9 protein-coding genes are annotated in these 11,729 nt (G+C 61.4%); 3 read left to right on the top strand and 6 right to left on the bottom strand.

Annotated elements, in window-relative coordinates:
* The first annotated feature begins 112 nt into the window (after positions 1-112).
* The 3 genes from B5F39_RS10045 to B5F39_RS10060 all read left to right on the top strand — a co-directional run bounded on the left by B5F39_RS10045 (position 113) and on the right by B5F39_RS10060 (position 2,672).
* The gene (locus B5F39_RS10045) at positions 113-652 is read left to right on the top strand and encodes a cupin domain-containing protein (RefSeq protein WP_204245099.1); all 540 of its coding nucleotides are present in this window, start codon (positions 113-115) and stop codon (positions 650-652) included.
* A 45-nt stretch (positions 653-697) separates the two neighbouring features.
* On the top strand, positions 698-1,276 hold the full coding sequence (locus B5F39_RS10050; protein WP_087366847.1) for a flavodoxin: 579 nt from the start codon (positions 698-700) through the stop codon (positions 1,274-1,276).
* 271 nt (positions 1,277-1,547) lie between these two features.
* Complete coding sequence (locus tag B5F39_RS10060) at positions 1,548-2,672, top strand: aldo/keto reductase (protein WP_087366852.1); 1,125 nt, start codon at positions 1,548-1,550, stop codon at positions 2,670-2,672.
* A 142-nt stretch (positions 2,673-2,814) separates the two neighbouring features.
* On the opposite strand, the gene B5F39_RS10065 is transcribed toward B5F39_RS10060, so the two are convergent.
* The 6 genes from B5F39_RS10065 to B5F39_RS10090 form a co-directional block, all read right to left on the bottom strand.
* Complete coding sequence (locus B5F39_RS10065; RefSeq protein ID WP_087367079.1) at positions 2,815-5,052, bottom strand: S8 family serine peptidase; 2,238 nt, start codon at positions 5,050-5,052, stop codon at positions 2,815-2,817.
* 106 nt (positions 5,053-5,158) lie between these two features.
* A complete protein-coding gene (locus tag B5F39_RS10070; RefSeq protein WP_087366855.1) occupies positions 5,159-6,097 on the bottom strand; it encodes an ABC transporter substrate-binding protein in 939 nt (312 codons plus the stop codon).
* Positions 6,094-6,915 (bottom strand): ABC transporter ATP-binding protein, encoded by an 822-nt coding sequence (locus B5F39_RS10075; RefSeq protein ID WP_087366858.1) that lies wholly within the window; start codon positions 6,913-6,915, stop codon positions 6,094-6,096. The genes B5F39_RS10070 and B5F39_RS10075 overlap by 4 nt, the downstream gene beginning before the upstream one ends.
* The gene (locus tag B5F39_RS10080) at positions 6,912-7,979 is read right to left on the bottom strand and encodes an iron ABC transporter permease (protein ID WP_087366861.1); all 1,068 of its coding nucleotides are present in this window, start codon (positions 7,977-7,979) and stop codon (positions 6,912-6,914) included. Before B5F39_RS10080 ends, B5F39_RS10075 begins: the two co-directional genes overlap by 4 nt.
* 910 nt (positions 7,980-8,889) lie before the next feature.
* Positions 8,890-10,245 (bottom strand): hemolysin family protein, encoded by a 1,356-nt coding sequence (locus tag B5F39_RS10085; protein ID WP_204245100.1) that lies wholly within the window; start codon positions 10,243-10,245, stop codon positions 8,890-8,892.
* A gap of 404 nt (positions 10,246-10,649) precedes the next feature.
* The gene (locus B5F39_RS10090) at positions 10,650-11,258 is read right to left on the bottom strand and encodes a histidine phosphatase family protein (RefSeq protein ID WP_158096023.1); all 609 of its coding nucleotides are present in this window, start codon (positions 11,256-11,258) and stop codon (positions 10,650-10,652) included.
* Positions 11,259-11,729 lie beyond the last annotated feature (471 nt).

An 11,729-nucleotide genomic window follows, 5' to 3' on the forward strand; every position in this document is an offset into this window, starting at 1 on the left:
CGTTGTTCTTGACTTAGAGCTTACTCTATAGCTTAGAGTAAATTTTATAACGGACATTCGCGCCGGCGCGCGGAGAGAAATAAACGAAATTGCATCAGGAGGCGAAAAATTTATGAAAAACGGAATGAAAAAGCTCATGGCCGCGGCAGCCGCGGCGTCGGTGCTCGCGGCGGGCGCGTCCTTCGCGGCGGATGACGGCCAGTATCTCGGCAAGACGCAGACCATAATACGCGCAGGAACCTACAAGTCGGTCGAGGGGCCGGCGCAGAACTTCACCGGCAAAGCGCGCATCGACAACATATTCCCCGAGAACGGCCCGGCGAAGTTCAGCGGCGCTTACGTCACCTTCGAGCCAGGCGCGCGCTCCAACTGGCACACCCACCAGATCGGCCAGACCCTCGTCGTGACTATGGGAGTATGCCTCACCGGCACGTGGGGCGGCGAAGTGACGCGCGCATATCCCGGCGACGTCATCCAGTGCCCGCCCGGCGTCAAGCACTGGCACGGCGCTTCTCCCGACGCGGCGATGACCCACGTCTCGATCTGCCAGTCGGACGAGAACGGCAGCGTAGTCGAGTGGATGGAACCCGTCACCGACGAACAGTACGCCAAGGGGCTGACGGACGGCGGCAGCGCCCGGCCGCGCGGATAACGAATAACACAGAAAAATTACACGGATAACGGAGGCTGAAAGAAAATGGCACTTGTTCTGAAAATATTCAAGGCGGGTATGCTTCCCGCGATAGCGCTCGCGTTCATGCTCTCGCTCGCCTGCGGGCGCGGCGAGGCAGCGGGCAAGGCGCTCGTAGTCTACTTCTCGTGGAGCGGCAACACAGAGGCGCTGGCGAAAGAGATACAGGCGCAGACCGGAGCGGACATCTTCCGCATCGAGACCGTCGAGCCCTACCCAGAAGACTACAACGCGACGGTGGACCAGGGACGCGCCGAACAGCGCGCGAACGCCCGCCCCGCGCTGAAACAGGCGAAGATAGACAACCTCGCGGAATACGACACTATATTCATCGGCGCGCCGAACTGGTGGAGCTCGATACCGATGCCGGTCGCGGCATTCCTCGAGGCCAACGACTTCTCCGGCAAGACCGTGGCGCAGTTCGTCACGCACGGCGGCGGCGGGACGGCGAACTGCGACGACGACCTGCGTAAGCTCTGCCCCGGCGCGAAATTCACCGAAGTCCTCTCGATAGGCGGAAGCTCGGCGCGCAGCGCGAAGGGCGAAGTGACCGAGTGGCTCTCCGCGATAGGCTTCACGAAATAAAATAGTCAAACGCGCCGGAATTTAACGGCGGATACGCAAAAGGCCGAAGGGAAGAAATCCTTCGGCCTTTTTTATATTGACGAAAACGACAGAAATTCGCGTCGTTCCGGCAATTTTCAGGCCGTAACTTCCGTCCACGACGCCGAGGCCGGACGAAGCGGCGAAGCTGCGGGCGGCGGAACGCGCGCGGTTTGAGCCGCGCGTTTGCATTTCACGCCGCCGGCGGGTATTCTATAAAAGTACGGAAATTTTGCATTGGAGGACTAAAGCTTTGAAAAAACTCGGATTCGGCTTCATGCGCCTGCCTCTGACGGACAAGGAGGACGTGAAGAGCGTAGACCGCGGACAGGTCAAGAGGATGGTCGACAGGTTCCTCGAGCGCGGCTTCACCTACTTCGACACCGCGTACATGTATCACGACCATACGAGCGAGGACGTGCTGCGCGAGACGCTGGTCGAGCGCCACCCGCGAGAAGCGTTCACCGTCGCGACGAAGCTGCCGCTCATGTTCCTCGAGAAAGAGGGCGACCAGGAGCGCATCTTCGACGAGCAGCTCAAAAAATGCGGCGTCGATTACTTCGACTACTATCTGCTGCACAACGTCAACGCGAACAGCATCGAGAACGTGCGGAAATACGACAGTTTCGGCTTCATCCGCAAGTTGAAGGAAGAGGGGCGCGTCCGCCATATCGGTTTCTCGTTCCACGACGGCGCGGACCTTCTCGACCGCGTGCTCGCGGAGCACCCCGAGACGGAATTCGTGCAGCTTCAGATAAACTACCTCGACTGGGACAACGAGGGCATACAGTCGCGACGCTGCCTCGAAACGGCGCGCCGCTACGGAAAGCCCGTGTTCGTCATGGAGCCGGTAAAGGGCGGATCGCTCGTCGAGATCCCCGACGAGGCCAAGGCTATGTTCGAAGCCTGCACGCCCGGCATGTCGCCCGCGTCGTGGGCCGTGCGCTTCGCGGCGGGGCAGGAGGGCGTCGCGCTCGTGCTGAGCGGAATGTCCTCCTATGAACAGCTGGAAGACAACACGGGCTACATGGAGGACTTCAAGCCGCTCACGGAGCGCGAGCTCGAGACGCTCGAGCGCGCCAAGGGCGCGATAGCCGCGGCGCACGCGATACCATGCACAGCCTGCCGCTACTGCGTCGAAGGCTGTCCGATGGAGATCCCCATACCGGAATACTTCGCGCTCTACAACGCGCATAAGCACACGAAAGCCGGAATCTTCGACGTACAGACCGTCTACTACGCGAACATAGCGAAGACGCGCGCGAAGGCCTCCGCCTGCGTGAGCTGCGGACAGTGCGAGCGCGCCTGCCCGCAGCACATAAAGGTCATAGACCGCCTGAAAGACGTGGCCGCTGCGTTCGAGCCGAATGAGGCGTAAAAAACACGCGCCGCGGCGGCGGAGGTTTTCGGGCGGACGAGCGTAGTGAGCGCCTGAATCTTCGCTAAAGCATGCGGACGGCGCGAAAAAACGGAGAGGCGGGCCCTCTCCGTTTTTTGTATTTGCGTCGTGCGGCTTCGCGTTATCCGCGGCGTTTCAAAGCGAGCGGGACGAGGGCGAGGAGCGCTAGCGCGCCGAAGCCGGCGGAGCATCCGCCGCCTGAGCCGCCGCGCGTTTCTGCCTTTTTGAACGATACGATCGCCGTCGGATCGACGATGCTTCCCGTGCTCTTATCAAGGTCGTATGAGCCGTTGTCTTCGATGTAAAGCGTGACGATGTAGTTTTTGCCGGCGTCGAAGGGGCCTGCGAGCGCTCCGCCGCCGGCTTCTGTCACGGTGAAAGTCCCGTCCTCCGGCTCTTCTCCGGCTTCTTTGTATTCGAGAGCCGTGCCGTCGGCGAACAGTTTGCATATAGCCAAGTCCGCCAGCGCGGCACCGTCGCCGAAGGCGTCTCCGCTCACTTCGAAGGCGACCGCGCCGAGGCCGGTTTGCTCAAGTTTTTCGCTCTGCGCCGTAAAGACTGGGAAGAGCGCGATGTCCTTGACGGTCTTATCCGTGCGGACGCTCATCGCTGCCTTCTTGGCTATCCCGGCGTCGAGGTAGAGGCAGCCGTCGGACTTCCGCAGATCGCCTTCGGAGAAAATGCCGCTTAGGGCCGTCTCGTCCTTCGCGATCTGCGCGTATATCGGAGCGACGCTTTCATGCTCGTTGTCGGGGTCCACAGTCTCCACTTGTTCGGCGAAGCCGTTCCACGCCTCGTACACGTCGAGCGCGCCGTAACGCGAGAAGCCCTCGCGCGCCGTGCTTCCGTCGGCTCCGTCGAGTATCATCTGCTTTATCTCTCCGGCGCTCTTTTCGGGCGTCAGCGAGGCAAGCAGCGCCGCGGCGCCAGTTACGTGAGGGGTCGCCATCGAGGTGCCGCTCGCCGAGATGTAGCCGGAGCTGTCGAACATCTGGCGGTTAAGAAGGTTCGCCGTGCGGCAGGCGGAGTATATAGCCGTGCCCGGAGCGAAGACGTCTACCCACTCTCCGCTCGTGCTGTAGTCGCTATAGCCGATGCCGCCGTTTCCCGGAGTGTCCGGCGCGAGCGTGCCGTCCGCGTTCCGCATCAGAGCGCCTACCGACAGAGTGTTTTCGTGGCGGAACGCGGCGGGGTAGAAGCGCTGTCCGCGCGTCATCCCGCTCGTCGGGGCGTCGATGTTCTGCCCGTCGTTGCCGGCCGCCATGCAGACCAATATGTCCGCGTCGCTGAGCTCCTTGATTTTATAGTCGTAGGCGCTGCCCTCCATCTCCGACGGCCTGAACCAGCCGCCGAGCGACAGATTGACCGCGCGGATGTTGACGCCCGCGCGCTTCGCCGCTATGACGAAGTCTATGCCGCGTATTATGTCGCTCGTCTCGGCCCTGCCGCCGAAAAAACTGGACGAAAAGACGTTGACCGCCATTATGCGCACGCGCCAGTTTATCCCGGCGACGCCCAGCGCGTTGTTCCCAACCGCGCCGATTATGCCCGCCACGTGCGTGCCGTGTCCCTCTACGTCGCCTATGCGGCTCATCTCCTGCATCGTGCCGGAATCTATGTACCACTGTTCGTCCTCGTCGCCCTGCATCGTAGGCTGCGGGCCGACTGGTACTCCAGCGTGCGGAGAGCCGATTCCCAGTGCGCTTATCTCGCTGTGGAACCACGCGCCGTGGCTTCCCGCAAGCGGCACCTCGCCTGTGAGCATGTCAGGATTTTCGGAAATTATGGCGTTAGCCGCCGCCTCGTCGAAGGTGTACATGTTGCCGGCGAGGTCCGGATGGTCGTATATGACGCCGCTGTCTATCACCGCGACTACTACTTCTTCGGAGCCCGTGCCGCGCTCCCATAATTCAGGCGCGCGTATCGCCTCGGGGCCCCATTGTTCGGCCCAATGCTCGTCGTCCGGCGTGACCGACTGCGTCTGCATTATGTAGTTCGGCATGGCGCTGACTACGTTCGGCTCCGCGCGCAGCTTTTCTATAAATTCTTCGGTCGTCATGCCCTCGGGGGCGCGCAGGTGGGCGACGGTCAGGAACGCGCTTTCTGCTGAAGCGGCGCGGGTCTGCGTTTCGTCTTCTTTTTTTATAGGATTAAAGTACTGTATGACGGCCCCTTCGGCGAGTCCCAGGCTTTGCCCAGCCGCGTTTTTAGCCGGTGCCGCTGCGGGTGCGCCGGAGCCGCCGCGCATCACGACGATCGCCTCGCCTTCCGCGTATCTCGGAGCCTCTTCCGCGGACGCCGCAGGGACGGGCTGCGCCAGCGCGAGGGCGAGGACGGCCAGAAGAATTTTCAGTTTCATGTGTTGTGCCTCCAAATAAAAACTAAGCGGCCCGCGTGTATTCGCGAATCCGCCTGTAAATTAAATTAGCATTATTTTTGAATTTGTGTCAAGCCGGGCGCCCGCGTTATCTGCCGGCAAATATTTCGGGATAAAATCCGGCGGCCAGCCGTTCCACGGCGTAGGCCATGCGGCTTCCCGGGAGGACGCTTTCGAGCGCTATGGCGACGAAGCGTCCGTTTTTGACGCATTCGAGCTGGGAGAGCGCGCTGTTGGCCTTTATCTCGGCTATCTTCTGCTCGACCGACGGCGAATCGTAGTCGTGTACCACTATCACCTGCGGGGCGCGCTCGATCACTTCCTCGTAGCTCACCGTCGCCCACTGTTTGCCGCCGAGGTCCGCGAATATGTTTCTGCCGCCGGCGCGTTCGATGAGCAGGCTCTCGAAGTTGCCGCCGGAGCATGTGAATACGCCGCCGCTGCCGCTGTCGTAGACGAGCACGCGCAGCGGCTCGCGCCCTTTAAGCTTGGAGGCGACGGCCGCGATGCGGCTTTCCTGCTCTTTTATGAATTTCTCCGCCCGTTCTTCGATTTTGAATATTTTGCCGAGCGCCCGTATCTCGCCGTATATCTCGTCGAAGTTCGACGCTTTCTCGACGAGGACGTTCATGCCGCACGCCTCGAGCTCCGCTATGTCGAGCCCGGCGCCGCCGAACTCCCAGTCGATGCCGAAGACGAAGTCCGCGCCGCTCGTCAGGACGGCCTCGCGCGTCGCGCTGCCGTAGTTGAGCTCTGGTATCTTCGCGTATTCGGCGGCGTACTCGGGCAGCGGGCCGCGGCTGTGGTTGTCTAGCGTGTTGCCGGCGATTTTGGAGCCGAGTCCGAGCGCGACGAATAGTTCGCTGCAGTTCGGCCCGAAGGTCAGGACGCGCTGCGGCATCGATGTCACGGTGACTTTTCTGCCGTAGTTGTCTACCGTCACGGGCTGGTAGCCCGATGCCGCCGCCGGACGCGCGGCGAGAATCACGGCGAAGGCCGCGAGCGCTGTGAATAGTCTGCTTTTCATATTTTTTCCTCCGTGTGCGCGTTTTCGCGTCGTTTTTCGTTTTCTAGCGCCCATTCGGGCAGATATGTGACGGCCGGCTTGCGAGTGGCGTGGTGCAGCTCCGCCTCTGCCGTAACGCCGTAGACCTCTCGTATCAGCTCCGGCGTCAGTATTTGCTCCGGCGTCCCCTCGCGGACGACGCGCCCGCCCTTCATGACGTAGAGCCTGTCGCAGTAGAGCGAGGCCATGTTGAGGTCGTGGACGGCGGCGACGACTGTGAGGTTCAGCCGCTTGATGAAGTCGAATATTTCGAGCTGGCAGCTCACGTCTAGGTGGTTCGTCGGCTCGTCGAGTATCAGGAAGTCCGTCTCCTGCGCCATCGCGCGCGCTATGAGGACGCGCTGCTTCTCGCCGCCCGACAGGCAGGAGTAGCGGCGGTGCGACATTTCCGCCATGCCCGCGTGCTCTAGCGCGTGGGTTATTATCTTCTCGTCTTCCGCGCCGTCTATGTCGAAGAAGCGCTTGTGCGGACTGCGCCCCATCGCGACGATGTCGCGGACGCTGAAGTCGAAGAGCACCTCGTTCTCCTGGCCGACTACGGCTATCTTGCGCGCCGACTCGCGGTAGCTCATGCGGCTGACGTCGCGCCCGTCGAGCGTTATCGCCCCTTTCTGCGGCCTTATCGCGCGGTAGAGGCATTTGAGCAGCGTCGATTTGCCGCTGCCGTTCGGCCCGATTATGCCGACGAACTCTCCGCGTTCCGCGCGCACGGAGACGTCTTCGATAGCCGGCCTCCCGCCGTAGGAGTAGCAGAGGCGCGTCGCTTCGAGGCGGTTCATCTCTGCTTCCTCCCGCCGCGCCGCTTAAGCATCCATATGAATATCGGCCCGCCCGCTACAGCGGTCAGTATGCCGACGGGCAGCTCCTCGGGCGCGATCACCATGCGGGCCGCCACGTCCGTCCAGACGACGAGTATCCCGCCGAGCAGCGCGGCTACGGGCAGCACCTTTTTATGGTCGGAGCCGACTATGAGCCGCGTGAAGTGCGGCACCATGAGTCCGACGAAGCCGATAGTGCCGCTGACCGCTATCGTAGTCCCAGCCATCAGCGACGAGAGAAGCACGAGAAGCTTGTGCGTCCGGCGCACGTCCACGCCGAGCGTCGCGGCGCTTTCTTCGCCGAGCAGCAGCAGGTTCAGCGCCCTGTAGTTGAGCATCAGCGCCGCCATGCAGAGCACGAGCACAGCGAAGGGCAGTGTAAGATAGCTCCAGCGCGCGCCGGCTAGGCTGCCGGACATCCAGAAGGTCGCGTTGTGCAGGCCGAGCGCGTTCGGAGCGCTCAGAGTTATGATGCGCGTCACGCCGTCCATTATCATCGCTATAGCGACGCCGGAGAGCAGGAGCTGAGGGATGTTTATGCGTCCGCGCACGCGAGAGAGCGCGTAGACCGCCGTTATCGTGACGGCGGAGCCGATGAAGGCGCTTATCGAAAGCGAATAGGCGCCGAGAAACGAAAAAACGCCGAAGAGCATCCCGAGCGTAGCCGCCGCGGCGGCGCCTGACGACACGCCGAGGATGAACGGATCCGCGAGATGGTTGCGCACGAGCGCCTGCATCGCGACGCCGGTCACAGCGAGCGAGGCGCCGACCGTCATGCCCAGCAGAACGCGCGGGAGCCGCAGGCCCAGCACTATCCGCTCGTCGAGCGCGCGCCACGAGTGCTCCACAAGCCCGCCCGCGATAGGCAGGCGTGACGCGAATATCTTCAAGGTCTCGCCCGGCGCGACCGACACCGGGCCGAGCCCGGAGGCCGCCGCCGCCGATAGCAGCGCCGCCGCCGCGAGAAACAATATCAGCCACGGCACGCCAGCGCCGTCCACAAGAAAACTCTTTTCCCTCTCCATATTTACCGCCTTTCATATTTCACCGTTCCGCGCTTAACGCCGCGCGCCGTTCACGTTTTCCGGCGGGCGCGGCATGACGGGGCTGCGGCCATCAGCGTATGGCCGAACGGCCGAAAATCGCCTGGAGCCCATAAAAAAGGACCATGAAAACCCCTTGCCGGAGAGACGGGGATCTTCATGATCCGTGTAGTTTCTGCCTGAAAGCGCGCTCTTTTTCCGGGAACCGGCGGATGCCCCGCCCGCGCCGCCTTCGTGACGGCGCGCCTTTCAAAAGCCGCTCTGTTAAAAATATCCCGCGCTCCGGGTTTTGTCAACCGGCGCGGAAAACAGGCCCGCGCCGCGCCGAAGCAGCGAAATTGTATGATATGGAGTCCGCTCTATGTCAACCGGCCCGGCTGAGGAATATTTTTTCGCGCGCCGCGCGTTTCGCGAACGAGGCTGCCGCCGTCGGGGCGATTATCGGGCCGGACGCGCCGTCGAGGTTGTAAGCGCCGCCGGCGCGAGAAACTTAGCCGAACTCCGAGCCGTCATCCTCGCTTATAAGGAAAGTCCCGTCCGCGGGCTCCGTCCCCGCCTTCTTATAAGCCGCCCGGCGAAAGCTCATCGCTTTCCGCGCGGAAAACAGGAAATATGGAAATATCGGATGGCGAAGCGTCCTCGCGCGCGTTTTCGAGCGCTTCGCTATTCCTGCGCCGCGGTGAATCTCATAAACGTCATGCTGCCGCCTCCGAATGGGCGAATCTGCCGCGCCTGCGCGGACAGTGCCGCGCCGTACGGTCTCGCCTTATACGCGCCCTCTTTTTTTGAAATTGCGTCAAGTTTCCGCGCCCGGCGCGCCGCGCATAAAAAAACGGCGGGCCCCGGAAGCCCCGCCGTTTTTGTGTTTTTTATCCGGCTTTTGCCGCGCGCGTCAGCACGGCTCTCCGTTCACGTCGTCCTCTTTTTCCTTGTCCTCGTCCTTTATCACGGAGACCGACGACTTTTCTATCCTGTGGTCCGTTATCTCCGTGACGTCCACCGCAAGCCCGTCCGCCTCTATCGAGAATGTCGTGCCGTCGTCCGGTACTGATCCGTAGCTCGCGAATACGAAGCCGCCGAAGGTGTCGTACTCGTCTACGGGCAGCGTCACGCCCAGCTCTTCCGCGACGTCCTCGAGCGGCGCGCTGCCTTTTATCTCCCATTTGTTGTCGTCCACTTTTTCTATCTCCGGCGTCTCCTGCGGCTGCGCGTTCTCGTCGTCGAGGTCTCCGACGAGCTGCTCCAGCAGGTCGTTCATCGTGACGATGCCGGCCATGCCGCCCTGCTCGTCGAGCACTATCGCGAAATGGTCGCGCGTCTGCTTCATACGCTTGAAAAGCACGTCGGCGCGCACGCCCTCGGGCACGAAGCAGGGCGGGACGACGGCGTTCTTCATCACGCTTTCCCGCGTCTTGTCGCGCAGACGGAAATACTCCTTGGCCTTGAGCACTCCGATTATGTTGTCCACGCTCTCGTCGCATATCGGATAGTTGGAGAAACGCGTCTCGTTTATCGTCTTCTTCCACGTCTCGGCGCTGTCCTCCAGCCAGAGCATCGCTACGTCGCGGCGGTGCGTCGCGAACTCGCCGACCGGAAGGTCGTCGAACTCGAAGATGTTCTGTATCATCTCTTTATCCTCTTCATCTATCGTTCCGCTGCGGCTGCCCGCGTCGACCATGAGGCGTATGTCCTCCTCGCCGACCTCTTCGTCGTCGGCCTTCGGGTCGATGCCTATCAGGCGCAGCACGCCGTTCGTCGAAACGGTCAGCAGCCAGACGAGCGGCGCGCAGAGCTTCGCGATGAATGAGATCATCGTGGACATAGCGAGCGCGAGCTGCTCGGCCTTCTTCATGGCCACGCGCTTCGGCACGAGCTCGCCGAAAATGAGCGTGACGTACGAAAGTATGAGGGTGATCACGACGACCGAGATAGTGCCAAGCGTCTTCTCGGGCAGCGGCACTCCGAGCGCGACGAAGAGGGCGACGAGGCGGCTCGAGAAGTTGTCGGCCGCGAAGGCGCTCGCGAGGAAGCCCGAGAGCGTTATAGCCACCTGTATCGTCGCGAGAAACGTCGCCGGGTTGTCAGTGAGCTTCTTGAGCCTTCCCGCCCGTTTGTCGCCCTGAGACGTGAGCTGCTCGAGCTTCGCGCCGTTGACCGATATCACCGCGATCTCCGCGCAGGCGAAAATCGCGTTGGATATGATAAGCACTATCTGCAAGACTATCTGCCACAATATACTTTCTTCCAAGATGACTCCTCCTAAAAATCTGCGCCGCGTGCTTCCGGAGCGGCCCCGGATGAAAAAACAAAAAAAGGACACGCCCGTATAGTATCTTTTTACGATACAGGCTTGTCCTTAAAGCGCGTATATTCCGTTATTCGTTGTTCACATGATCGGCTGCTGTCAGAGCAACTGTCCGCGTCGTCCATACGGCGTATTCTTCCCCTTTATAAAAACTTCCCATATTGTAAGATAAAATCTGATTTTTGTATATATGGTGAAAAGTACCTATTCTGCGTACGGCTGCCGCTCGCCTCGCCGCCGCCTGAAAAGCCCCCGTAATTACGACGGCGCGGAGCGACGGCTTCTTCAGCGCTGGCGGGAAACGCTCTGCCGCAGCCGGCGGCTCTTCTGAAATACCCCTGCGCGCGTCATCCGCGGGCGCTGAAGAGAAAATCCGGCAGAGTTTCGCACCTCAGCGCCGTTTCTCCGTCGCCGAACTCTAGCATGTACGCTCCGCTGTTCGGGATCTTCCAGTCTCCGTGCGCGACTTTCTCGTCGGCGAAACGGTGCAGCACGGCGCGCATGACGTCGCCGTGCATGACCGACGCCGCGCTTTCGGCGCCGCGCTCGCGGCATATCCCGAGCATACGGGCGAAGCCGCGTTCCGCGCGGCGGCGGAAGGCCCCGAAGCTCTCGCCCTTCCACGGCGGCGTCTCCTCCGGCCTGCCGATCCACGCGAAATAGTTCGGGTCGTCGTCGAGGCTCGTGTACGGCATGCCGGCGAGCTCGCCCATGTCGCACTCCGCGAGTTCCGTGAGCTCATAGTCGGCGGCGCGCCCGTAGATTATCTTCATCGACTCGGTGCAGCGGAGCAGCGGCGAGGAAAAGTATATCTCGCAGCGCGGATACTCGAACCGGCCGCATATCGAGCGCAGCGCGGCGGCCCCCTCCTCAGAGAGTCCGGCGTTCGTCTGTCCCGTCCATACCTTGAGAGAATTCGCCGTCGATTGCGCGTGGCGTATCATATATATCCGCATAGTCATACCTCCGTGCCGCCCCGCGCGCAGCGCGAAGCCCTAAAATCATAGCGCCCGCCGCCTCTCTTGTCTATAAAATAAGAATATGAGGCGGCGCAGTTTATCGCACCGTCCGCCGTTTCCGCCGCCGGCCGGCTGTAGGTTTGCCATAAATATGTGACGGCTAGAGATAGAGAGGATTACACAAGGTTCCGTTTATGTAAGATATATGCCGGTTATATGCCGATGCGAACGCGTAAACATTAAGCGGAGTGATGCGGCGTATCTGAGAAGCCCGTTCGCCGTCGCCTGATCAAAAGAAGAAGTATGTCATCAAGCCGTACGAACGGATGCAATATCCGCGGCGGCGCGTACAGGCCGGCGTCGAATTCGTGCCGAATGCCTGTCTTGTCGCAGAAGGGATTTAGAGAGCACGGCGTTGGAGCAGTATGGGACAAGGCATAAACCGGTAAAACCGTGCACGCCGCGTCA

It is taken from the genome of Cloacibacillus sp. An23 (genome assembly GCF_002159945.1).
Classification (GTDB): Bacteria; Synergistota; Synergistia; order Synergistales; family Synergistaceae; genus Caccocola.